Source organism: Carnobacterium alterfunditum DSM 5972, assembly GCF_000744115.1.
Classification (GTDB): domain Bacteria; phylum Bacillota; class Bacilli; order Lactobacillales; family Carnobacteriaceae; genus Carnobacterium_B; species Carnobacterium_B alterfunditum.
The window spans coordinates 2,069,714-2,094,573 of sequence record NZ_JQLG01000004.1 but is presented as its reverse complement, the minus strand read 5'-3'; the positions used below and the strand labels follow the sequence as shown (position 1 = coordinate 2,094,573).

At 34.5% G+C, this 24,860-nt stretch carries 24 protein-coding genes, 2 pseudogenes and 1 riboswitch; of the genes and pseudogenes, 5 read left to right on the top strand and 21 right to left on the bottom strand.

Annotated features, from left to right (window positions below):
• Nucleotides 1–46: 46 nt before the first annotated feature.
• From rpoZ to BR50_RS10275, 13 genes are all read right to left on the bottom strand, one after another.
• Nucleotides 47–262 (bottom strand): DNA-directed RNA polymerase subunit omega, encoded by a 216-nt coding sequence (rpoZ, locus tag BR50_RS10335; RefSeq protein ID WP_034548466.1) that lies wholly within the window; start codon nucleotides 260–262, stop codon nucleotides 47–49.
• Nucleotides 263–266: 4 nt separating this feature from the next.
• Nucleotides 267–881: a guanylate kinase gene (gene gmk, locus BR50_RS10330; RefSeq protein ID WP_034548465.1), complete on the bottom strand. Its 615-nt coding sequence runs from the start codon at nucleotides 879–881 to the stop codon at nucleotides 267–269.
• Between the two features lie 76 nt (nucleotides 882–957).
• Entirely contained in the window at nucleotides 958–1,173 is a 216-nt protein-coding gene (locus BR50_RS10325) for a YdbC family protein (RefSeq protein ID WP_034548463.1), read from the bottom strand.
• A 222-nt stretch (nucleotides 1,174–1,395) separates the two neighbouring features.
• On the bottom strand, nucleotides 1,396–2,022 hold the full coding sequence (locus BR50_RS10320) for a V-type ATP synthase subunit D (protein WP_034548462.1): 627 nt from the start codon (nucleotides 2,020–2,022) through the stop codon (nucleotides 1,396–1,398).
• Between the two features lie 6 nt (nucleotides 2,023–2,028).
• A complete protein-coding gene (locus BR50_RS10315; protein WP_034548461.1) occupies nucleotides 2,029–3,405 on the bottom strand; it encodes a V-type ATP synthase subunit B in 1,377 nt (458 codons plus the stop codon).
• Nucleotides 3,398–5,182 (bottom strand): V-type ATP synthase subunit A, encoded by a 1,785-nt coding sequence (locus BR50_RS10310; protein WP_034548460.1) that lies wholly within the window; start codon nucleotides 5,180–5,182, stop codon nucleotides 3,398–3,400. The genes BR50_RS10315 and BR50_RS10310 overlap by 8 nt, the downstream gene beginning before the upstream one ends.
• 12 nt (nucleotides 5,183–5,194) lie before the next feature.
• Nucleotides 5,195–5,506: a V-type ATP synthase subunit F gene (locus BR50_RS10305; RefSeq protein ID WP_034548458.1), complete on the bottom strand. Its 312-nt coding sequence runs from the start codon at nucleotides 5,504–5,506 to the stop codon at nucleotides 5,195–5,197.
• Nucleotides 5,496–6,500 (bottom strand): V-type ATP synthase subunit C, encoded by a 1,005-nt coding sequence (locus BR50_RS10300; RefSeq protein WP_034548457.1) that lies wholly within the window; start codon nucleotides 6,498–6,500, stop codon nucleotides 5,496–5,498. Before BR50_RS10300 ends, BR50_RS10305 begins: the two co-directional genes overlap by 11 nt.
• Nucleotides 6,501–6,516: 16 nt before the next feature.
• Nucleotides 6,517–7,098 carry a V-type ATP synthase subunit E gene (locus BR50_RS10295; RefSeq protein WP_034548455.1) on the bottom strand — a complete coding sequence of 194 codons (582 nt, stop codon included), beginning with the start codon at nucleotides 7,096–7,098 and terminating at the stop codon, nucleotides 6,517–6,519.
• A 49-nt stretch (nucleotides 7,099–7,147) separates the two neighbouring features.
• Nucleotides 7,148–7,624, bottom strand: coding sequence for a V-type ATP synthase subunit K (locus BR50_RS10290; RefSeq protein WP_034548454.1), 477 nt, complete (start codon nucleotides 7,622–7,624; stop codon nucleotides 7,148–7,150).
• A 31-nt stretch (nucleotides 7,625–7,655) separates the two neighbouring features.
• Nucleotides 7,656–9,617 carry a V-type ATP synthase subunit I gene (locus tag BR50_RS10285; protein ID WP_034548453.1) on the bottom strand — a complete coding sequence of 654 codons (1,962 nt, stop codon included), beginning with the start codon at nucleotides 9,615–9,617 and terminating at the stop codon, nucleotides 7,656–7,658.
• Nucleotides 9,604–9,930 carry a hypothetical protein gene (locus BR50_RS10280; RefSeq protein ID WP_034548451.1) on the bottom strand — a complete coding sequence of 109 codons (327 nt, stop codon included), beginning with the start codon at nucleotides 9,928–9,930 and terminating at the stop codon, nucleotides 9,604–9,606. The genes BR50_RS10285 and BR50_RS10280 overlap by 14 nt, the downstream gene beginning before the upstream one ends.
• A gap of 334 nt (nucleotides 9,931–10,264) precedes the next feature.
• Nucleotides 10,265–11,134, bottom strand: a complete 870-nt coding sequence (locus tag BR50_RS10275; RefSeq protein WP_034548449.1) for a DegV family protein — start codon at nucleotides 11,132–11,134, stop codon at nucleotides 10,265–10,267.
• Nucleotides 11,135–11,253: 119 nt separating this feature from the next.
• Here BR50_RS10275 and BR50_RS10270 point away from each other — a divergent pair, with 119 nt between their 5' ends.
• A complete protein-coding gene (locus BR50_RS10270) occupies nucleotides 11,254–12,213 on the top strand; it encodes an IS30 family transposase (RefSeq protein ID WP_034548448.1) in 960 nt (319 codons plus the stop codon).
• 145 nt (nucleotides 12,214–12,358) lie between these two features.
• Nucleotides 12,359–12,685: a hypothetical protein gene (locus tag BR50_RS10265; protein WP_034548445.1), complete on the top strand. Its 327-nt coding sequence runs from the start codon at nucleotides 12,359–12,361 to the stop codon at nucleotides 12,683–12,685.
• A 150-nt stretch (nucleotides 12,686–12,835) separates the two neighbouring features.
• Here BR50_RS10265 and BR50_RS10260 read toward each other — a convergent pair whose 3' ends face one another.
• The 8 genes from BR50_RS10260 to BR50_RS10225 form a co-directional block, all read right to left on the bottom strand.
• A complete protein-coding gene (locus tag BR50_RS10260) occupies nucleotides 12,836–13,504 on the bottom strand; it encodes an ABC transporter permease (RefSeq protein ID WP_034549163.1) in 669 nt (222 codons plus the stop codon).
• A 5-nt stretch (nucleotides 13,505–13,509) separates the two neighbouring features.
• Nucleotides 13,510–14,454, bottom strand: a complete 945-nt coding sequence (locus BR50_RS10255; protein ID WP_034548443.1) for an osmoprotectant ABC transporter substrate-binding protein — start codon at nucleotides 14,452–14,454, stop codon at nucleotides 13,510–13,512.
• Nucleotides 14,455–14,467: 13 nt separating this feature from the next.
• Nucleotides 14,468–15,103, bottom strand: coding sequence for an ABC transporter permease (locus tag BR50_RS10250; protein ID WP_034548442.1), 636 nt, complete (start codon nucleotides 15,101–15,103; stop codon nucleotides 14,468–14,470).
• A 14-nt stretch (nucleotides 15,104–15,117) separates the two neighbouring features.
• Complete coding sequence (locus tag BR50_RS10245; protein WP_034548441.1) at nucleotides 15,118–16,299, bottom strand: betaine/proline/choline family ABC transporter ATP-binding protein; 1,182 nt, start codon at nucleotides 16,297–16,299, stop codon at nucleotides 15,118–15,120.
• Between the two features lie 217 nt (nucleotides 16,300–16,516).
• Complete coding sequence (gene cls / locus BR50_RS10240) at nucleotides 16,517–17,968, bottom strand: cardiolipin synthase (protein ID WP_034548439.1); 1,452 nt, start codon at nucleotides 17,966–17,968, stop codon at nucleotides 16,517–16,519.
• Between the two features lie 164 nt (nucleotides 17,969–18,132).
• Entirely contained in the window at nucleotides 18,133–18,693 is a 561-nt protein-coding gene (gene thiT / locus BR50_RS10235) for an energy-coupled thiamine transporter ThiT (protein WP_034548438.1), read from the bottom strand.
• A gap of 77 nt (nucleotides 18,694–18,770) precedes the next feature.
• Nucleotides 18,771–18,874: riboswitch (TPP riboswitch) on the bottom strand.
• Nucleotides 18,875–18,967: 93 nt separating this feature from the next.
• Nucleotides 18,968–19,453, bottom strand: coding sequence for a GNAT family N-acetyltransferase (locus tag BR50_RS10230; RefSeq protein WP_034548437.1), 486 nt, complete (start codon nucleotides 19,451–19,453; stop codon nucleotides 18,968–18,970).
• A gap of 54 nt (nucleotides 19,454–19,507) precedes the next feature.
• Complete coding sequence (locus BR50_RS10225; protein ID WP_034548436.1) at nucleotides 19,508–20,173, bottom strand: HD domain-containing protein; 666 nt, start codon at nucleotides 20,171–20,173, stop codon at nucleotides 19,508–19,510.
• A gap of 586 nt (nucleotides 20,174–20,759) precedes the next feature.
• On the opposite strand from BR50_RS10225, the gene BR50_RS10220 reads away from it, so the two are divergent.
• From BR50_RS10220 to BR50_RS10205, 3 genes and pseudogenes are all read left to right on the top strand, one after another.
• A complete protein-coding gene (locus BR50_RS10220) occupies nucleotides 20,760–21,956 on the top strand; it encodes a quaternary amine ABC transporter ATP-binding protein (protein ID WP_034548435.1) in 1,197 nt (398 codons plus the stop codon).
• Nucleotides 21,949–23,754: pseudogene (locus BR50_RS12910) on the top strand (ABC transporter permease/substrate binding protein). The gene BR50_RS10220 and the pseudogene BR50_RS12910 overlap by 8 nt, the downstream one beginning before the upstream one ends.
• Before the next feature lie 207 nt (nucleotides 23,755–23,961).
• Nucleotides 23,962–24,741, top strand: a pseudogene (locus BR50_RS10205) (glycine betaine ABC transporter substrate-binding protein); the annotation flags it as partial.
• Nucleotides 24,742–24,860 lie beyond the last annotated feature (119 nt).

Sequence of the window (24,860 nt, the reverse complement as noted above, 5' to 3'; positions counted from 1 at the left end):
TCAAAGTAAGAGATTTCTTACTTTGAAGCACTTTTAATTGGCTATTTTATTCTTCTGGTCCGACAGTTGATGGATCAATAACTAAATCGCCATTATTAATTTCTTCTAAAGCACGTCCAACATTTTTGTGTGACTGGTATTTTTCTAACATTGGCATAGAACCTCCATCAAGTTCATGTGCTCTTTTGCTTGCTAGTGTGACCAATGAATACTTTGACTCAATTTTTTCTAATAAACTATCAATAGATGGTTCTAACATCATGATTTTACAGCTCCTCAATCATTTTTTTATAACGTTGTATAACGCGTGAAACTTTTAAGTGTTCACTTTCAATAATTTGCTTGATTTTTCTTACAGCATTTTCAACTTTATCATTTTCAACCGCATAGTCATAATAACGCATTAAATCAATTTCTTCAATTGCTTTTGCCATACGTTGTTCGATTATAGCCATTTCGTCTGTTCCACGACCAATGATGCGTGATTTTAGTTCTTTTAAATCTGGTGGTGTTAAAAAGATAAATATTCCTTCAGGCATTTTTTCACGAACTTGAAGGGCTCCTTGAACTTCTATTTCTAAAAATACGTCTTTACCGCTTTGTAACGTTTTTTCAACATATCCAAGAGGAGTCCCATAGTAGTTTCCTACATATTCAGCATATTCTAATAATCCTCCACTTTCAATCAAAGCTTCAAATTCTTCTTTGGTACTGAAAAAGTAATCTATTCCATCTCTTTCGCCTACTCTTTTTTTTCGAGTTGTCATTGAAATTGAATAATCAAAATCATTGTCGTCACTCTCAAATATTGCCTGTCTTACTGTCCCTTTTCCTACTCCAGATGGTCCAGAAAGAACAATTAAAAGTCCCCGTTCAGTCATGTCAAAATCCTTCCTATCATCAAAATATTCAAAATATTCCTTACCCATTAACCAAATTCAACAAATTTCATTTTGTTTAAGCATTTAAAAATTGTTTAAAAACAGCTAATTCTTCATTTGTTAATGTAACGCCTTTTCCCATCTTCTCATGGTCAGGACTCCAGTCACGAATGTCGAATTTAGGGGAATTCTCATTCCAACGCACTAAATTTAATTCTTTGCGCCAACCTTTAGCGTTCTCAGAAAGGACAGCTAATTCTTCCACGATCTCAAATGAAAATTTTTGACCCATTATAGACACCTCAACAATCTAAATTGCTTCTCTTTTTTATCTGTTAAAGATAACTTATTCTCCAGTTTAGCATAAAATTTCATTTTCTTATAGTTTTTTATTTCTCAGATATTTACTTTTATCCTTTTCTATCTTCTTTTCAAGCTATACCAATTTATCTTTCACCAAAAAAACGTTGAACCAAGAATTCTATCCTTGATCCAACGTCTATTTTTCACTTTCTTAACCCATATCCTTAACTTTCATTAAACGAGTGATTGCTGCTCTTTCACTTTCATCTAATTTCATTTGTATGAAATAAATGGTTTCTTCATAACGAGGAATCGTCATATATTCAAGAGCATTAACTCGACGACGAGTCTTTTCTATTTCATTAGCCATTAATTGACATGTTTTTTCTATTTCAGATAATTCTAATAGTTGCACCATTACATTCGACATTTGCTCAATTGATGTATCTAACTCACTGTTAGAGTTTAAGTAGCCATAGAATATTTCGTCTGATTCTTCATCATCCGCGTAGTTAAAATTCATTACTGGTACTTTTACACTCATAATGTTTTTTTCATAAAGGTCAAGACTGACACTTCTAGGTGGAATAACTATTAATTCTTCAATAAATTTTTCATTCAATAACGCTTTTGCCATAACGAAAGACTGCATAGCTTTTGTTAACTTTGCTTCAACTTCTGTACGCAAATCATTATTTTTCCGAACTAGTAAGATAAATTGTCTCATCAGTTCATCTTGCTTATCCTTTAATAATTTGTGTCCCCGAGTTGCTGTACTTAGTCTAGCTTTTAATGTCGCTAGTTCCATCCTTGTAGGGTTGACATTTAATTTCACCATTTAGACTTACTCCCCTTTCGGCAGGTATTCGTCTAACATATCGTCTTTAATTCGTTTCAATTCAGTTCTTGGCAGAATAGATAGTAATTCCCATCCTAGATCCAGAGTCTCATCAATTGTACGATTTGTATAGTTCCCTTGGTTTACATATTCTTTTTCAAAGCGATTCGCAAATTCTGCAAACATTTTATCTTCTTCTGATAATGCTGAATCTCCTAGAACAACTGCCAATTCTTTAGCTTGTTTTCCTTGGGCATAAGCAGCGAATAGTTGATTCATCGTAGCGGCATGATCTTTTCTCGTTTTGCCTTCACCAGTTCCTTTGTCTTTTAGACGGGAAAGAGATTGCAATGCATCGATTGGAGGTTGAACACCACTATTATATAAATCACGTGACAATATCAATTGACCTTCTGTGATATATCCAGTTAAATCAGGAATTGGATGTGTTTTATCATCTTCCGGCATTGTTAAAATAGGAATTTGTGTGACTGATCCTTTTCCACCTACTAAACGACCAGCGCGTTCATATAAGGTAGCCAAGTTTGTATATAGATATCCTGGGTAACCACGACGACCTGGAACTTCACGTCTGGCTGCTGAAATTTCACGCAATGCTTCACAATAGTTTGTCATATCAGTCATGATAACTAATACGTGCATGTCTTTTTCATAGGCCAAATATTCAGCTGCAGTCAATGCCATTTTAGGTGTTGCGATTCTTTCAATAGCTGGATCATCTGCTAAATTAACGAACATAACAGAACGGTCGATAGCTCCTGTTTTACGGAAGTCTTCCATAAAGAACTCAGCTTCTTCAAAAGTGATCCCAATAGCTGCAAATACAACAGCAAACTTTTCATCAGAATTTTTAACAGTAGCTTGTCGAGCAATTTGTGCGGCTAATTCTTTGTGTGGCAGACCAGAACCTGAAAATACTGGTAACTTTTGTCCACGAACCAATGTATTCAAGTGATCAATAGAAGAAATGCCCGTTTGGATAAATTCATCTGGATAGTCACGTGCCATAGGATTGATTGCTTCACCATTGATATCCAATGTTTTTTCAGGAATCAATTCTGGACCACCATCATTCACGCGTCCCATTCCATCAAAAACACGTCCAACCATATCTTCAGAAACATCTAAAGATAAAGGTCTTCCAAGAAAACGAACTTTAGTATCTTGCAAGTTGATTCCACTTGATCCCTCAAAAATTTGAACCATTGCTTTATCGCCATTGATTTCAAGAACTTGTCCACGTCTTTTTTCACCATTTTGCATTTGTATTTCAACTAACTCATCGTACTTAACACCTTCTACGCCTTCAACAGCCATCAAGGGTCCTACGACTTCATTTATTGTACGATATTCTTTAAGCATTTGTTTCCATACCTCCTTCTGAAACAACTTCATGAACAGCCTCTTTGATGTCATTTCTTAACACTTCAAATTTAGCAATTTGATCTTCAGGGAAGTATTTAGATTTAGCAATCTGCTCACGAGCAGCTGCCGTACCCTTTTTGATTTCAGCAAAATAAGCACCAAGTTCCATACCAGCTCTTGCTTCATCTTCAAAATTCAAGATAGTGGCCAACATTTCGTATTGTTTTTCTCTTGATGTATAAGTATCTACATCATCAAAAGCATTCTGTTGCAGAAAATCTTCACGAATCATTTTAGCCGTTTCTAATTTCAAACGGTCTTTTTCTGATAAAGAATCTACCCCTACTAATCGAACAATTTCTTCCAATTCAGATTCGTCTTGCAGAAGTAATTTTGTTCTTGTAACCATATTTGACCAATCTTTACCTAAAGATTTCCCAATATATTCATTCAATTCATTAGAATATAGTGAATAAGAAGTTAGCCAATCAATAGATGGAAAATGACGTTTTTGAGCTAATAAATTATCCAAACTCCAGAATACTTTTACTACTCGTAATGTATTTTGTGTTACTGGTTCAGATGTATCTCCTCCTGGAGGGGATACTGCTCCAATAGCTGTTATACTGCCTTCACGTCCCTCAGAACCTAAAGTGATCACTTTACCTGCACGTTCATAGTATTCTGCAATACGACTACCTAGGTATGCTGGATAACCTTCATCCCCTGGCATTTCTTCTAAACGACCAGACATTTCACGTAAAGCTTCTGCCCAACGAGAAGTTGAGTCCGCCATGATAGCTACACTGTAACCCATATCTCGGAAATATTCGGCAATGGTGATACCTGTATAAATCGAAGCTTCACGAGCCGCAACAGGCATATTAGAAGTATTAGCAATCAAAATAGTTCTTTCCATGATAGATTCACCCGTATTAGGATCAATTAGCTCTGGAAATTCATTGATTACGTCAGTCATTTCATTTCCACGTTCGCCGCAACCTACATAAACAACTAAGTCAACATCAGCCCATTTAGCGATTTGGTGTTGAACAACTGTTTTACCTGCACCAAAAGGACCCGGTACAGCTGCTGATCCTCCTTTAGCTACTGGAAATAGTGTATCAATAACACGTTGTCCTGTTACCATTGGCTCAACTGGATTTAACTTTTTAGCGGTTGGACGACCTTGTCGAACAGGCCATTTTTGCATCATATTGAATTCTTTTACGCCTTCATCCGTTTCGATACTATAAATAGTATCATGGATAGTAAATTGACCTTGTTCAATTGTTTTTATCGTTCCTTCGATACCATGTGGAACCATGATTTTATGAGAAATAACCTTAGTCTCTGGAACAGAACCTACGATATCGCCTGTAGAAACTTTTTGTCCAATTTTAACAGTTGGTGTAAACTCCCATTTTTTTGAACGATCTAACGGTTCGATACTTACTCCTCTAACTAAATAGTTACTTTCTGTCTTTTCCATAAATTTATCTAAAGGACGTTGGATCCCATCAAACATTTGTGCGATCATTCCGGGTGCTAATTCAACAGATAACGCATCTCCTGTAGTTTCAACTGGTTCCCCAGGTCCAATCATGGATGTTTCTTCATAAACTTGAATAGAGGCTACATTGCCGCGCATTTCAATAATTTCGCCGATTAAGCCTAGTTTTCCGACTTTACAAATATCTTGAATATTTGCTTCTTCCATTCCTTCAGCAGTAACTAAAGGACCAGAAACACTAACGATTCTTCCTATTTTCAAACTCGTAACCTCCTATAAAATATTTTGTCCAACCGCTTTTTCAACATTTTCTTGAATACGGTTTTTACCGATATCTAGTGATCCCAAATGATTTGGAATCAGTATGATAGCGGGTGAAATCAATTCATCGTATCGTTTTATAGTATCTGGAATCAATTTGCCTAATGGTTCCGTCAAATAGATAACACCATAATTTTCTGATGCTAAACGATCGACCGTTTTTCTAGCTTCTTTAGCTTCAGATGCGAAAAAGACATCAAAACCTAATATTTTAAATGGTAGGATAGAATCTTTATCTCCGACCACACCGATTTTATGAGACATAGTTTATTCGCATCCTTTCTCTAATAGCTGAAATTGGAAGATTATTCTCTTTGCCAACTAAAATCAGTCTTAAATTTTTCACTTCATTTTCTTTAGCATAGAGATAAGCGATAATTGGTAATGGTCCAAAAACTTCAAGTTTAGCAGCTTTTATTAGATCAATAAAAGCGTTATCCGTTTCTAAATCTATTTTTTCAGGCGACAATTCATTTGTTTGACCATTGATTGACGCTAGAATAATAGTTTTATATTTAGATTCGGCAAGTTTTTTTCCTGCATTAACTAAATCATCTGATCCTATTTGGACAAGTTGATCTTTCGGTATCGTTCCTGAGCTAGATAGAATGGTTGTTAAAAAATTACGCGTTCTTTTCTGACGGATAGCTCTTGTTAAAGTAGATAAATTATTCATATCAATATAAAAAGTTACTATATCTAAAATTTTAGCATCGTTTATCTTTTCTGCAATATGTCTTAAATGAGTAAAGTAACGGCGATCAAGAATGATATCGATAGATTGACTATTTTTATACTCCTCATAATCATCCGTTGCCTCTTTGATACTGATTAAATAATCTTCATCCAAATCATTCGATCTTTTCGTTTCAATAGCTTGTCTTAATACTGAAATAGGTTCTTTACCAATATTTATAAGCAATGATTCAAAATTTTCTCCGGTGACTTTTTCTTTCAATAAAACTTTCAAATTATGATAAGAATAGCGCAATGAAAACAACTCAATTAAATCATGATTAGGAGTAATTTTAAATAAATCAGTATAGACAGACTGCAACTCATTCATCAATAGCGTATCGTAATTTTTAGTCTCCTTTAACTCTTCAACATCATTTCGGTAAGGAGTATCTTTTAACAAATTTACCGCTTCTTCAAAATTACTTGCTTGTAGCATCCGTTCATATTGATCATTTCTAAGGAGACTGCTCTCATATACACGAACACGTGTATTTGCGCCAACAAAGTCTGTTGATTCCATTATTTCCTCTCCTTTTTTAATCAAATAATTTTTTTGAAACTGATGAAACAAGTTCGCCTTTAATGTCTTTGATCAATTCATCAAATAAATAATTGTATTGTATCCCACTCTTTTTAAGAATAAAGCCATTCTTTTTAGAAATAAACTCATTTGAAGATTGAACATTAGCTACTTTTTTAGCTGTATTACTGATCCAGTCAGTTGATACTTTATCTAACGAATTTTGACCTAATATCAATTCGATGGATTTACTATCTTTATGCTGCTGTAAAACCCTCAATAAAAATTGTTGGAATTCTGAGTCTGTCCATTGATTCATTTGTTCTTCAGCTTCGTTAAAGACAGTTTTCAATACTTTTTGTTTTGCAGAAAGCATTTGATCTCTCTTATTGATTTGAAGCGTATGCTTATCTTGTTCAAATTGTCTTGCCAAACGAGAATCGATTAAAGTTAATTGTTTTGTTTTTTCTGCAGCTAATTTATTAGCTGCTTCTGTATGCATTTTCACTTTTTCAGCTTCGGCTTTTTTTATTTTATCTTGCACTTCAGCTTTTTTATTTTCAATTAAACGATCCGTTAATAATTTCAAATCTGACATTTTCCCGCCTCCATTCTTTCTCTTTTTAATATAAATGGAATAGTTTTTATTAAGCGTTAAATATCATTAAGAATGAAATAACGAAACCTAAGATTGCATACGTTTCAACCATCGCTGCAAATACGATCCCTTTAGTAGCATGTTCTGGTCTTTTTGCTAAAATTTGGATACCTGCAGCTGCTACGCGCCCTTGAGCTATACCAGAGGTTAGTCCTGTAAAAGCAATTGGTAATGAAGCCATAAACATGTACATACCTTCAGCCAAACTAGTATCAAATCCAGTGTTTAAATAGATTAAGAAGGCAATAACAAATCCATATAATCCTTGTGTACCTGGTAGTAGCATCAAAATTAAAGATTGACCAAATTTTTCTGGTTGTTCAGTTGTTAAAGCTGCTGCTGCTTCACCAGCGATACCGACACCTTTAGCTGACCCTGTTCCTGCAAATAATGTAGCAAAAGCAACACCTAAAGCTGCAAATACTATTCCACCGTTTTCACTAAAAAAAGTTACCCAATTTTCCATTATAAAATTCCTCCATTAACATTCATTTTTTTTATTTGTTGGTTCTATTTTTTAAATATATATGTTTTTCAAAAGTTTTAAAAGGACTTAACGCTCTTCCTCCTCCTTCGTAAAATTTACCGAAGAATTCAACATATTGAAGTCTTATTGTATGGATATATGCACTTAAATACGTTAAGAAAATGTTTAATGCGTGTAAGACAATAAATAATAAGGCACCGATCGTGAATTTTAATCCTGTTGGGAAAATATCTACAATAGAATTAAATGCTACCGCAATACTCCCACCGGAAACCCCTAGAGCCATCAAACGTGTATAACTTACTATATCTCCAATGTAATTGGTTGCGCCATAAATATTGTAAAGGCCTAAACCAAAACCTGCTGCTTTATTATCTGATGCCAACATAGTCATCAATATAATTCCAATGACATTTGCAATGATCACAACATAAGAGATCGTTTGTATAAGTTCATTATTCCATAACGCCATATTGATCACTAAAAGACCAACTCCTAATAGAATAAGAGCCCATGCTGTCCCATCAATATAACTGGCTGCTCTTTGTTGTTTACGCCATTTTATACCACCATTTAAAATCAATCCGTAAATCAATTGGATAAATCCAAATACTACAGATAAGATTAAGATAGTGATTACATCATTCGTAATAGACAACAATTGGAATGGCAGGGTGTACCCGAAGAAACTTCCGTAAACGACTCCCCAAACAATTACTGAATAAGATAAATAATGAAAGAGTTGCATAAAGATTTTCATACTCTTATCAAGCTTGAATAATTTAGATGTGGCTAAAGTTACAACCCAAAGCAAGATTCCATAACCTAAATCTGCACTCATCATTCCAAAAAAGACAAAATAAAAAGGCATCATAAATGGCGTAGGATCTACATCATCGTATTTTGGCATACTGTACATTTCTGTAATACTTTCAAAAGGTTTAACCAATTTATTATTCTTTAAAACGACGGGCACTTTAGCGTAGTCCCTAAATTTAATTTCATCTGCAATAACAACGTAACTTTCTTTCCCAACATGTTCGTCTAAAAGGCTATTCAATTCAGGAATTCGTTCCTCTTCTAACCAGCCATTTAAAATAAACAAGTCATTACCATTTAACAAAAGGGTTTTTCCAATTTCTCTTTCAACTAGATTGTAATAGTATTCCTCACCTAGTTGCAGCTCTCTTGCTTTTTCTTTAAATGTTTTTATTGTATCTTTTGATTCTTTTTCCTCTTTTTGGACATTCTTCATTTCTTTAAGCGCCGTCTTCAACTCATCTTGAGGCGCCATCTTATATGGATAAACGATTCTTGACAATTGAAATTGTTCAAAAACTTCTTCCATTAAAGATTCTAAATTTGACGGTACTAAAATTAAATAGGAAGCTTCATCTTTATAATGAAATATCTTTTTTAAATAGCTGTTTTCGACTGCTTCGACTGCTTCTTCAAAATCTTCAACATTACCAGAAGCTATGCTTCCAACAGTCCCTGACATTAGATGAAATGATTTTAAATCATTAGGATTAAAATTCATATTCTGCCATTTTCGAAGAAACTCTTCTTTTTCAGTGAGATTTTTTTTCATCTGATCTAGTTCAACCAGTCTTTTTTCTGTTTTTTCTAACTCAACGATTGTTTGATCAAGATTAGAATCAGCGATATGCTTTTCAAGTTCTTCGAGAGTATACTCTTCACGACCTTTTTTCAACTTTTCAATCATACCTGGTTTAGCAATATGTTGGTTCAAAAAAAGTAATGCTCCTTGGATTTCCTTCAACTTTTCTTCATAAACAGCACGTTTTTTAGGGGCTGTATCCGTTGAATAATAATCAAGAAGTTCTGGTTCTTCTAGAGTAGATAACTCGACCAATTCAAGTTTTTGCAATTCTTGTACTGCTTTTAAAACAGAATCTTTATTTCCTTGTTCAGCTAAAAGTGTCATTTGTTTCATTTTAGCTATTGCCATAGTGAGTGCTTACCTCCTTTACAATATGATCAACAACACTGTTTTGTTTATTTTCTACCGATTTAAGCATCGCTTCTATTTCAATAGATAATTCTTGATCAACTGCTTGCTTTTCTTTTGCTAAACGATCACGATAAATAGCTTGTTGACTGGCTTCATAATCGTATAATTCTTGTTGCATATTTTGATCATTTTCTTTGATTTTTTCTTGAATGGACTGATTGATTTCTTGAATTTTTTTTTCTCCATCAGTTTCAATTTGTCGGGCTCTCTCTTCTGCTGCTTTTACATATTCAATTGCTTCCAAACTCATCTTTACACCCCCTTAAAATACAAAAAAAGCATCGCTTAAGAAATCCTCTTCTCACCCCTTGAAGAAAATATCCTTGAAAGCAAATGCCCCAACCATTTTTTTATTTAACTACGCTCAATTTAACATAGCTTTCTCTCATTGTCAAATTATAAACTCTTGAAAATCAACGTTTAGAGCGTTTTTTCAATAAAATAATTGTTCTGTTAGCAGCATTTACATAATGAAGAAATCTTAACATTATACGCAGATCAATAAAAAAAGTAAGAACTACTTTCATTAATATATCGACAAGTTATTTTACTTATTAAGGCTTTACTAAATTAAAAAATAGCGTTTATTTTCTTACTTCACCAAATGAGAAAAGCGCAACTGATCCAAATCCAGTATGTGTCGCAATCGTGGGACCATATGGATGTATTTGTATATCTTTCACCTTGATTTTTGATTCAATCTCTTTTTTGATCCATTCAGCTTCTTCTGGAACACCGACATGGCCAATAAAAATGGTCTGATTTTCCGGATCCACTATACCCTCAACTGTCTTATTAATTAAATAGTGTAATGATTTTTTTCTGCCTCTAACTTTAGCGGACGGAACTAAGCCCCCTTTTTCATTCATAACTATGATGGGCTTAACATTCAAAACACTTCCAAGAGTTGCTGAAACTGAAGATATTCTCCCACTGCGTTCAAGATGCCTAATATCATCGACTGTTACCCATGAATGAAGTTTCATTTTATTGTCTTCTAACCAAGTTACAACTTCTTCTAAAGACTGACCTTCTTTTTTTCTATTTACAGCTTCATATACTAGGAGCCCTTCCCCCAAGCAAGCTGCTTTACTGTCAACAATGGTTATGTTTACTTGTTCGTATGTTTCTTTCAACATTTCTACAGCTGCTAAAGCGTTATTGTAAGAACCGCTTAAACCTGAAGATAACCCTAAAAATATAATGGGTTGTCCTTTAACAACATACTTTTTGAATACTTCTATAAATGTCCCAATGTTGACTTGGGAACTAGTAGCCTTTGCACCGTTTTTTAATGCCTCAAAAAAAGCATCTCTATCAAAAGTCTCTCCCATATCATCCACAAAATCTTTTCCGTCAAGGTTGATCATTAAATTTATAATTTCAATATCATTATTTTTTATAAAAGCTAACGGTAGATCACAACATGAATCTGCAATAATTTTATACTCCATTACTAAACCTCCTTTTTTATAAATCGCCGATTGTAAAATTAAGCTAGACAAATAAAAAAGCCATTCGTGGTACACTCAAAATGTATTTCCGACAAAAGAAGACATAGGAGTGATCACGAATGACCTACACACATCTTACCACGGATGAGCTAGTGATGATAGAATCTTATTATCACAAAAATATCTCAGTTGCCAAAATAGCCATCTATTTAAACCGAACTCGTACACCCATTTATACCGTCATCAACTTCTTAAAAGAAGGTCATACGGCCCTTGAGTATTACCAACAATACAAGGAAAATAAAAGGCGTTGCGGGCGTCACAGAATCGTTCTCCCAAAGAAACAACAGGCCTACATTAAAGATAAAGTCGCTCAAGGTTGGACTCCTGATGTCATTATTGGTCGGGCGGAAGAGTCCATTAAGTGTTCTGTTCGTACCCTTTACCGCCAATTCAAAGAAAAAATCTTTGATGAAACCACACTTCCAATGAAGGGGAAGAGAAAGCCAAATGGTCATAAAGAACGTCGAGGAAAACAAGCTTTCAAGCGGAATATCGCAGAAAGAGAGAAAGATTACCCTCAATTCACTAAAGAATTTGGCCATATAGAAGGCGACACCATTGTAGGTGTCCAGCATAAAAGTGCGGTCATAACGTTAGTGGAACGTTTGTCGAAAGTCATTATTACCTTGAAACCCAAGGGACGCAAGGCCAGTGATATTGAACTAGCTATGAACCGTTGGTTTCAAGTTATTCCTAGAAATTTATTCCGCTCTATCACGTTTGATTGTGGAAAAGAATTTTCAAACTGGAAATCATTATGCAACCAACATGATGTTTCCATCTATTTCGCGGATCCTGGAACACCTTCACAACGGGCTTTGAACGAAAATTCGAATGGTTTGCTACGAAAAGATGGCTTACCAAAAGAAATGGACTTTAATCAAGTCGACCAATCGTTTGTTTCCTCCGTTGCAGACAAGAGAAATAATATTCCAAGAAAATCATTGAAGTATCAAACACCATTGGAAGTATTTTTGAGTTACATGAGTGAAGATATTTTGTCTAGCTTAATTTGACAAATCAGAAATCTATATATTATTACTTTTTATTATGCCATTTTTTCAGAAAAATAGAAACTTTTAAAAAATAATTAAACAACTTGCTTTGTTGAACGTTTGTTCGTATAATATAATTATCAAACAAACGTTCGGAGGAACCCAGATGAAAAAAAACACTTTAGAAGAGCAAGTTCATCCCTTTAACTTTTTACAAAAAAAATTCTTTTTATCTACTACGACTGATGAAATAGCTTTTTTGCCACAAATGCCCGGAGAACAGATTAGTTTTTTTTTAACTCAAGCTTTTACTAAAAAGAAGAAAATTATTTTACAATTGAATCAACTAAAAAATCAAGCTCATTTAACTGAAGCCACTGGTTATATTAGATGTACCCCTTTTAAAAGATCGCAAATCGTCTTAGAGGATCCTCTTACTCATATGACTTACCTTATTCTTCCTAATGATATAAGACATATTCGATTGCCCTAAATTAATTTTCGTTTACACTTTTAATCGTTTCTTCAATTTGAAAATAGACTAAAAAAACTCCCCTTACGTCAATTAAATCTAAAATCATCTAATTTAACCTGAAGGAGAGCTTTTTAATTATCCCGCTTATTTTTTCTATTAATTAAGTTATCATGTTAATATTCTTTTATTTTTTGTTGGGTCCAATTTTTTCTCGATCCAACCTAATATCAGATCACTGATTACTGCCATTAAAGCTGCAGGGATGGCGCCTGCAAGGATAATGGCTCCTCCATCAGTTACATTTACTCCTCTGGTGATAATATCACCTAGACCTCCAGCACCAATAAAGGTTCCGATTGCCGTTACTCCAATGCCGACTACCATAGCATTACGGATTCCAGCCATAATAACAGACAATGCTAAAGGAAGTTCAACCATATAGGTTAACTGCCATTTTGTCATACCCATACCTTTACCTGAATCTAAAATATTTTTATCTACGTTTTTAACTCCTGCGTAGGTGTTTTTAATGATTGGCAATAATGAATATAAAAATACTGTTGTAATAACCGTATTCACACCTAAACCCAGACCCAACATTAAGATAGATAACATCGCTAATGAAGGGATGGTTTGGATCACATTAGCTGCTCCAATTACCCAGTCTGCTAATTTTCTATGGCGAGAAATCCAGAAACCAAGAGGAACACCAATGATCCCAGCAAAAAGCACACCATAAATTGATATCAAAAAGTGGCGAATAAATTGGCTCCATATATATAACCCATTTTCAGAAAAATAGAAAATTAATTGCTCCCATATATTCATTTGTGCCATATCCATTACTGTGTGCCCCCTTCTTCATTTACTTCGACAGTTTCAAAATAATTATTTTCTTTCAAAAAATCATCGGCTACAACTTTAGGTTCGATTAAATTATTATCTGAAATAAAGTTTAATTCTTGCATTTTTTCATTTGTTATAGAACTTTGTAATTTTAATAAAACTTCATTTAATTCAGGATAGGCTTCTAATACTTCAAAAGTCGCAAGTGGGCTGGCATCATAGGGAGGAAATAATTGCTTATCATCTTCCAAAACGATCAGGTCGTAACTTTTAATACGTCCATCCGTTGAATAACCTAACACAACATCCATTTCTTCAGCTTGTAATGCATTGTAAACTAACCCGATTTGCATAGGGTAGACACGTTTGAAATCAAAATCATACGTCTTTAGAAACGCGTCATAGCCGTCTCCCTTACGTTCGATCCATGAGTTATCTACTCCGGCATCTAATTCACCAGCTATTTTTTCTAGATCACTGATAGTAACTAAGTTATGTTCATCTGCAAGTTCTTTTGTCACCATAAAAGCATACGTATTCGCAAAACCATATGTTGGAAACCATTTTTGCTCAAACTCAGCAGCAAATCCATCTACAACTAGATTTAATGCTTTTTCAGGATCAGTAACCGGACTTTGTCCTAATTCACCTGTCAAAGAAGTTCCTGTATATTTTATAGCAGCTACATTAGCATCTCCACCTATCAAAGCTTGATGGTTTAAAGAAGACGACCCCAAATTATTTATGATCTGAGCATCTATATCGATATAATGTTCAACCATCCCTTCAATAATATAACCTACAATTTGTGATTCTGTATTTGAACCACCAGTAATCGTTATCCCTTCTTCATTAAACCCACCACCTAGACCAGGTAATGAACAACTGCTTAATACTATTGCTGTCATAAAAAGGGCAGCAATTTTTTGAATTTTATTCATAGCTGAAGCCCTCCTATTCATTTCCTTGCATCATTCTAGGTGTTACTTTTTTTTCTAGTTTTCCTAGTCCGAAATCGGTTAACAATGCAAGCATAGTCACCGGAATAGTTCCACCGATAATTAGACTAGGGATAAAAAGATTTAATCCATTAAAGATGAAATCGCCTAACCCTCCAGCACCAATAAAAGATGCTAAAGCTGCCCAAGATATTACATAAACACCGGATAAGCGAATTCCTGCCATAATAACTGGTGCAGCTTGGGGCAGCTCAACACGACGAATCATCTGGAGATTGGTCATCCCCATTCCTTTGCCTGCGTCTTTTAAATCAACATCTACTCCGTTCATGCCTATGTAAGTATTTCTCAAAATAGGCAATAATGAATAGATAAACAATGCAGCGATTGCCGGTACCTTCCCAATTCCAAATATAGGGATCATTAGAGCCAACAACGCTAAAGAGGGAACAGTTTGTAGGATAGTAGCTAAACCAATAATAAATTTAGCGCTTTTTTCAAACCGCGTTAATGCTATTCCTAAAGGGACAGCTACGATAACACCTAATATCAATGCAAATGCTGAAATATAAAAATGTTCCCATGTCTTCAGGAGCAAATCAGAGCCATTTGCTGCAAAAAATTCAGCCATTATTTTTTCCTCCTCTATTCATTAAGTTTTTCAGGAGTGGTTGCTTCGAAAAGACTGCCATTTGCCAGTTCTTCTTCTTCTTCGCCCCATATAGTATCATAAACAACATCCACCAATGATGCACGAGTAACCAAACCTATTAAACGATTTTTATCATCTACAACTGCAATATTTTTAAAGCCGCGCTTTAGTATTTTTTGAACTGTATCTCTTAACAGGGTTCCTTCTCGAACAAAGTAAACTTTTTCTACCATAATATCCCCTACGCTTGTAGCTCTTTTGCGGTTACGATCAATTCTTTCAATATCTACATATCCTTTTAAGACACCTGAATCGTCCGTAACAAATAACGAATCGACCCGTTTATCTCTCATTAAGCGAATAGCCTCTGAAATAGATTTCCCTGGGGTTACTGAGATTGGATTTTTTATCATAACTTGATCTACAGTTTGCATATTTGATCTAGCTTGGATCAACCGATCTTCTCCAATAAAATCTTCTACAAATTTATTAGCCGGCTCAGCCAATATGCTATCAGGAGTATCGAATTGCACCACACGTCCCTCTTGCATGATCACAATACGATCAGCTAATTTTAAGGCTTCATCCATATCATGAGTAACAAAAATAAACGTTTTTCCCATCTCTTTTTGCAGCTCTTTTACTAGTTCTTGCAAAGCATCTCTAGTGATAGGATCTAGTGCTCCAAATGGTTCATCCATCAGAATAATATCTTGATCGGCCGCTAAGGCACGGATAACGCCAATTCTTTGTTGTTGACCTCCTGAAAGTTCCGCTGGATAGCGTGACAAGAACTCTTTTGGCAAATCTACTTTTGCAAGCAACCGTTCAGCAGCTTCACGTTGCTTCTCTTCTGGCCATTTTAATAATTTAGGAACCATGACAATATTATCATAGATCGTCATGTGTGGCATTAGACCGATTTGTTGAATAACATAACCTATTTTCCGTCTCAAGCGAACAGGGTCTTTCTCCATAATATCTTCCCCATCAATTAAGATTTGACCTGAAGTTGGTTCGATCATTCGGTTTATCATACGCATCGAAGTTGTTTTTCCACTTCCACTTGTACCGATGAAAACAATAAACTCTCCATCATTAAATATAAGGTTAATATTATCGACGGCCTTTTTTCCATTTTTATATACTTTGGAAACATTTTTAAATTCTATCAATCCATTCACCTCATCATATAATTTCTTTTTTTGACTGTAATTAATTTTATTATCTCAAATATATCTGATCTATTCAAATTTGATGATTTTTTTATTAGTTTTTCTCCTAAAAAAAGAGATCTGAACAAGGGATAGTTGTTCAAATCTCGCTTAAAGTATCGAAATATAAGTAAAAAATCAAATCAGGCTATTTTTCTATGACTATTTTATTGGATTTTTACAATATTGGAGAAAATAATCGTGAAAAAGTTTGCTTTAATTTTAACCATTTAGACTGATTATCCAGTATCTCCTGCGTTAACAAGTAACTTTTCTTCATATCTTCGTAGAAAAGTTTTTGTTGTTCTTGTGCAACTTTACAATCATAAATAAATACATTCACTTCAAAATTTAGTTTAAAACTTCGAATATCAAAATTTGCTGTACCAATTGAACAAATATCTCCATCAACAACCACTGTTTTAGAATGTAAAAATCCATTGTCATAAATATAAACTTCTGCTCCAACGGCGACCATTGCTGCTGCATAATACATTGTTGCACGATAAATAAACGGGTGATCTGGTTTATTCGGTATCATAATTTTTACGTCGATACCAGACATAACAGCAATTTGGATCGATTCTAATACTGAATCATCAGGAACAAAATAAGGCGTTTGAATAAAAACAGATTCCTTAGCCATACTGATCATTTTGATATAGCCTTTTTTGATTTGTTCAACGTCCGAATCAGGTCCACTTGAAACAACTTGAACATTCGAGTGTCCTTTTTTATCGATCAAAGGAAAGTAGTTCTCTGCATATTCCAATTTGTGCTTAGGAACAGCAGCATTCCAATCCATTAAAAAACGACTCTGAAGAGCTAATACCGAATTACCTTGTATTTTTAAATGAGTATCTCTCCAGTAGCCGAATTTCTTATATTCGCCTAAGTATTCATCTCCCACATTGAAACCACCAGTATACCCAATTTTTCCATCAATAATCACAATTTTACGGTGATTACGATAGTTAAATCGCAAATTAATGATTGGAAGTTTTGATCCAAAAAATGGTTCAGCTTTTCCACCTAATTTTTTCAATGGTTTAAAAAAGTTCGACTTTAGTGATCGAGAACCTAATGCATCATAAATGACTAAAACATCGACTCCTGCTGCTGCTCTTTCTTCTAACGCTTTAAGGACAAGGTTACCTATTTTATCATTATGGATAATATAATAAATCATATGAATATGGTGTTCAGCTTTAGAAATATCTTCAATCAGAGACTCAAATTTTTTGGCTCCATCAGTAAATAATTCTACTTTATTTCCTTTAGTTAAGATAGATTCATCGCTTTCTAAAAATAAACTAGCCATCTCTTTTGCATTTTCAGTAGCTTGTTTAGCAGACAACAGCTCTTCATCCTCTGCCAGCATATCTTTTTGAGCTTGAACAAGCTCTGGCATTCCAATGTTCTCTTGGGATTTGATATCGAATATTTTTTCACGAGTCAATTTTTTACCTACAAACAGATAAAAAATAAACCCAATCCCTGGCAATAGAAGCAATACAAGCAACCATGCCCAAGTAGCCGCAATATCTCGTTTTTCACGAAATACCGTAATAACAGCAAATATGGTATTTAAAATGAAAAAGCCTAAAAATATGTATATTAGTATGTTCATTGCATTATTCCTCTCAAACTTCGTTATCGTCTAATCTTACTACTTCACTTTTCTTTTAGCTACTAGAAATTAGCCATTCATCAGACATGCTTTATTAAAAAAGAGATCAGAACTAGTGTCTGATCCCCTTAATAAAAGTATTTAAGTAAATTTATGATTATTTTTTATTTTTTCAAAAATAAAGTTGGCGTAGTTTTAGCTATGATAACTAATACTATACTTGTTGCGATCCCAGTGGCTAGCGCACTTCCTCCATTCGCAATAAAAGAGTACCATAGCGGATTCATGCCTTCTGGAGCATAGCTTCCCCAAAAATAATAACCTGCAACGAAATGCCAGAAAAAACGAGCAATTGTACCAATAATTGTTCCTATTACAATGAATTGATACTGTTTGACCCTATTATTGTTTTCGAAGGCACTAAGCAAGGGCCTTTTGACGACACCTGCAAACCCAACAAATGCAAAAGCAATAAAATATTCTATAAATCCTTGCAGTGGATGTAAAATACTAGCAGTCCCCATCAGAAAATGTAATATGCCCCAGAGAAATCCGGCTGCGGACGCTGCTAAAAAGCCATGTCTAAAAGCAAATAACGTTAATGGGATCATTCCTAAAGAAACAGTAAAACCTGTTCCAATATTTGTTGGAATCATTGATAATACAATGGCTAAAGCAGCAAATATCGTTCCTTCTATCCAAACGCGTAATCGATCATTATTCAAAAAAACTCCTCCTTAAATGTGTTGAACAGTGCCACACATCAAAGGAGGAGCTCGAATTATTATTTTACAAAACAATATTTCGTCCCCGTCACAATCCCTACGTTCGTACTAACGAACAGGTTCCAAGGGTTAGAATCAATTGATTCAATCTCAGCTTTTCACGGCACCCCTTTGTGATGGTTGTTCATTCAATTTACTTACATATATTATGATACGGTTATTGTTTAAAATTGTCAATCATCTCTTTAGCTTATTCTTATTCTATTTTTTCAAATTAGTTTATTATGATTTTAGAATAGATAAACTTGTACCCATTTAAATCTTTCACTCTATTTTTAGTATCCTTAAACCCTGATTTTAAATACATCATTTGTCCGCCAATGTTATCATAATCAATCAATAAAATAACCTCATTAATAGAAGAGAAATGTTTTTTTATAAATTCAGGCAATTTTTCCATTGATAATTTTCCATAGCCTCTTTTTTGATAACGTTTATCAACTGAATGGTCTTTTAATAAGATTGCATGAGGATTTGAAGTATAGTTTAGAATGGATTCTCCTGTTTGAAGAATAAAAAAACCCACCATTTTATCTTTATCTAAAATTAAAATCGGGTATTTTTTATATTCATGTAAACTTTCCGTCATCCCATCTATTGGTGTCACTGTATAAGGATTTTTTTCTATCACATAATTTTCTATCATAGGAATATCGCCTACAGTCGCCTCTATTAATATAAGTTCTTCTATTCCATTCATCAGTTGACCTCCCCTACCTAGTTATCTCAAATCAAATTGATTTTTATCAGGACTTTATCTTTCTCCATCCCATTCAGCGTAAAATTCTTTCAAATAATCTTCCATATAACTGTGCCTTTTTTCTGCTAGTTGTTCCCCAACAGTTGTATTCATTTCATTTTTTAATCTTAATAATTTTTCATAAAAATGCATAATAGCAGTATCTTCGCCAGAACGATATTCTTCTATTGTAAGATGGTCACGTGCTTTTTTTGCTGGGTCATGAATCAAACGATTTTTCGACCCAGAATAGGCCATCGTTCGTGCAATCCCAATTGCGCCCATTGCATCTAGACGATCTGCATCTTGAACGATTCTCCCTTCTATAGAAGATAAGACTACTTTATTTGTTCCACCCTTATAAGATAGATGAAGAATAATTTCCATTATTTGCTGACTTTCTTTTTTAGTCAATCGATACTGTGATAGCCAATTTCTAACTTTCTTTTCTCCTTCAGCTTCTGTATTATTTAACTTCCCATCTGCTACATCATGCAAAAGAGCCGCCATTTCACAGACAAAGAGGTTTATGTCTTCTAGTTCGTTTTCAGCTATATTTTTAGCTAGCTTTCTGACACGATCGATATGCCACCAATCATGGCCACTAGCATCATCTTTTAGCAATTGAAAGACATATTCTTCAGTATCCTTTATTATTATTTTCTGCACCTTTGACAACATTGATCCTCTACCTCTTTTCTAATCTTTGAATTACATGAAATAAGTCTATCAATCTCACAAAAAAATCACAAGTTTTATCTCTAACTTCATACCACTCTTTTTTAAGGCAACTCATAAATAGAGGAATGAGAACGTTTTTTTAAATATTACTTTTTTAGTATATGCTCTAAGGTCTATTGCAAGGGTAAAACATGGCTACTAAAACTTATTTTAAAAGTGGTTTTATTTTTTTAATTATAACATTCATGTTATAATTATGTATGAATGAAAACGTTTTTTAAAAAAATATTCCTTTTTTGTTATATGCTCTAAGGTCTACTGCGAAAGCAAAAAAGGGCTGCTAAAGCTTATTTTTGAAAATGGTTTTATTTTTTTTTTTATGACATTCATGTTACACTTACACTTGTATCTAATTTAGAAATGTTTTTTTTTAGAATAATTGATGTTAATTTTTCTTAAAAAAGATTTTTTGAAAAACCACTTTTGACGGTGGTTTGCTAATCAATTTATGTTTCAATTCTATCTTAATCATTTTTGGTTAGCTAGTTTGAGATTCATAAATAAAAAATGGGAAGGAGCTGTTATTTTGTCAAAAATAACTATTGAAAATGTAACAAAAGTTTTTGGTAAAAAAACAACGCAAGCCTTAGAACTGTTAGATCAACAGAAATCTAAGCAAGAAATATTTAAAGAAACTGGGGTCACTGTTGGAGTCGATGATGTTAGTTTTACGGTTGAAGAGGGTGAGATTTTTGTTATTATGGGATTATCCGGTAGTGGGAAATCAACTCTTGTTCGAATGTTCAATCGTCTGATTGATCCAACTAAAGGAAATATTTATATAGATAATGAAAACTTATCTACTATGGATAAGAAAGCATTGCGTCAAGTACGAAGAGAAAAAATGAGTATGGTTTTCCAAAATTTTGGTCTTTTCCCTCATCGGACTATTCTAGAAAATACCGAATACGGATTAGAAATTCAAGGTATGGAAAAAGCTGAAAGAGAACAAAAAGCTCAAAAAGCTTTAGATAATGCAGGATTAGGCGATTATAAAGATCAATTCCCTAATCAATTATCCGGTGGAATGCAGCAAAGAGTTGGATTAGCACGTGCTTTAGCTAATGATCCTGAAATTTTATTAATGGACGAAGCGTTCTCAGCATTAGATCCTTTGATCCGTCGTGAAATGCAAGATGAATTAATCGAGCTTCAATCCAATGTTAAAAAAACCATTATCTTCATTACTCATGATTTAAATGAAGCTTTAAGAATAGGCGATAAAATTGCCTTAATGAAAGATGGATCAATTGTACAAATTGGTTCACCTGAAGAAATATTAACTCACCCTGCAAATGATTACGTTGAAAAATTCATTGAAGACGTTGATCGTTCTAAAGTATTGACAGCCGAAAATATTATGCAACGTCCGGAGACTTTAAATATTAAAAATCACGGACCACGCTTTGCACTAGAGCAAATGCGTAAACAAGGAATATCAAGTATGCTAGTTGTAGATAGCCAACGCAATCTTTTAGGCTATATCACAGCTGAAGATGCTTCAGCTGCTCGTAAGAAAAATATTGAAACAATTGATAGTATCCTTAAAGTTGATATCCCCACTGTTACTAGAACAACATCAATGAATGATATCTTTACAGTTATTCATGATTCAACTACACCAGTGGCAGTTGTCGATGAAGGTAAATTAGTTGGTATTATTGTCAGAGGTGCTGTAATAGCCGCTCTTGCAGGAGAAAGTGAGGTCCTTGAAAATGTCTAGTATATTAGATATCATCCCAGAATTACCCGTAGCAGACGGAGTTGAGAACCTTACAGTTTGGTTAACAGATACTTTTGCTTTCTTGTTTGATCCAATCCAAAAATATTCTGAAATTGCAATGGAATTTACAACGGAAACCTTATTATTAGTTCCTCCTATTTTGTTTATTTTGATTATTGCTGCGATTGCTTTCTTTGCTTCAAAGAAAACATTCGGATTAGCTACATTTTCAATAATTGGTCTTTGGTTCATTTATAATCAAGATCTTTGGTCAGACTTAATGAATACCTTGACTTTAGTCTTGGTTGCTAGTTTATTGTCTATTGTTATTGGTGTTCCATTTGGGATTTTGATGGCTAAAAGTAAAATTGCGAATGCAATTATTGCTCCTATTCTTGATTTCATGCAAACAATGCCTGCATTTGTCTATTTAATTCCGGCAGTTGCGTTCTTTGGTATTGGTATGGTCCCAGGAGTATTCGCTTCTTTAATTTTTGCTATCCCACCCACTGTTCGTTTTACTAACCTTGGAATCAGACAAGTTTCATTTGAACTAGTTGAAGCTGCTGAATCATTTGGTAGCACAGGCGCTCAAAAATTATTTAAAGTCGAATTGCCTTTAGCTAAATCAACTATTATGGCTGGTATCAACCAGACCGTTATGTTGGCTTTATCAATGGTCGTTATTGCTTCAATGATCGGGGCACCTGGTCTGGGTAGAGAAGTTCTTTCTTCCCTACAACGTGCTCAAGTCGGTACAGGTTTCGTATCTGGTTTAGGTTTAGTTGTTTTGGCAATCATCATTGATCGCCTGACACAAAAATTAAACAAAAAATAATTCGTTTTATTTAACAATCTTTTACTCTAAAATTTGATTTAATTATAAAGGAGAAATTTATCAATTATGAAAAAATTAAACTGGAAATATTTAAGTCTTACAGCAGGTTTAGGATTATCATTAGTTGCTGCAGGTTGCGCAACAGAAGAAACAACAGAAGATGAAGCTACAAACGTTGGTAAAGGTCAAGAAATTGAATTAGCCTATGTAGAATGGGATACTGAAGTAGCATCTACTAACGTTATCGGTAAAGTTCTAGAAAACTTAGGCTATAATGTAACATTGACACCATTAGATAACGCCGTCATGTGGCAAGCTGTAGCTAGTGGCAATGCTGATGCAATGGTAGCTGCTTGGCTGCCTGAAACTCATGGTCCTCAGCTTGATGAATATGGTGACCAAATGGTTAACCTAGGAGTGAACTTAGAAGGTGCAGTACTTGGTTTAGTTGTCCCTAAATATATGGATGCCGATTCTATCGCTGACCTTACTGATGAAGCTGAAAAGGGCATCACAGCTATCGAACCTGGTTCTGGTATCGTTGCTGCAACTCAAACAGCATTAGAAATTTACCCTAACTTGAGTGATTGGGAAATTAAAACTTCTTCATCTGGTGCGATGGCTATTGAGTTAGGCCAAGCTATAAAAAATGAAGAAGAAATTGTCATCACTGGTTGGTCTCCACATTGGATGTTCGCCACTTATGATTTGAAATATCTTGAAGACCCTGAAGGTGCATTCGGCGGAGAAGAAACAATCAATACTATGGCCCGTGAGGGTTTAGAAGAAGATATGCCTGAAGCTTACCAAGTATTGGATCAATTTAACTGGACCTCTGAAGAAGTGGAAAGCCTTATGTTAGTTATTTCTGAAGGTGAAGATCCTGAAGATGCAGCAGAAACTTGGATCGAAGAAAATCCAGACCGTGTCGCTGAATGGACTGAAGGCGTAATAAAATAGTCGTTTTATTTAGACCGTATAGGCTATACTAATTATTTAAATAATCTTTCACTCTAAAATTTGATTTAATTATAAAGGAGAAATTTATCAATTATGAAAAAATTAAACTGGAAATATTTAAGTCTTACAGCAGGTTTAGGGTTATCATTAGCTGCTGCAGGTTGCGCAACAGAAGAAACAGCCGAAGATGAAGCTACAAACGTTGGTAATGGACAAGAAATTGAATTAGCTTATGTAGAATGGGACAGTGAAGTCGCTTCTACTAACGTTATCGGTAAAGTTTTAGAAAACTTAGGCTATAATGTAACACTGACACCATTAGATAATGCCGTCATGTGGCAAGCCGTATCTAGTGGCAATGCTGATGCGATGGTAGCTGCTTGGCTGCCTGAAACTCATAGTTCACAGCTTGAAGAATATGGCGACCAACTGGTTAACCTAGGCGTGAACTTAGAAGGTGCAAAAGTTGGTTTAGTCGTCCCTGAATATATGGACGCTGATTCTATCGCTGACCTTTCTGATGAAGCTGGAAAAAGTATCACAGGTATCGAACCTGGAGCTGGTATCGTTGCCGCAACTGAAACAGCGCTTGAAACTTACCCTAACTTGAGTGATTGGGAACTTAAAACTTCTTCATCTGGTGCGATGGCTATTGAGTTAGGTCAAGCTATTAAAAATGAAGAAGAAATTATCATCACCGGTTGGTCTCCACATTGGATGTTCGCCACTTATGATTTGAAATATCTTGAAGATCCTGAAGGAACATTTGGTGATGCAGAAACAATCAACACTATGGCTCGTAAAGGCTTAGAAGAAGATCTACCTGAAGCTTATCAAGTATTAGATCAATTTAACTGGACCTCTGAAGAATTGGAAATCCTTATGCTAGCTATTTCTGAAGGTGAAGATCCTGAAGACGCCGCAGAAGCTTGGATCGAAGAGAATCCAGACCGTGTCGCTGAATGGACTGAAGGCGTAACAAAATAATCGTTTTATTCTATCTAAAATAATCTTACTAAAAGATTTAATTTAAATATAAAGGAGAGATTTATCAATTATGAAAAAATTAAACTGGAAATATTTGGGTCTTACAGCAGGTCTTGGGT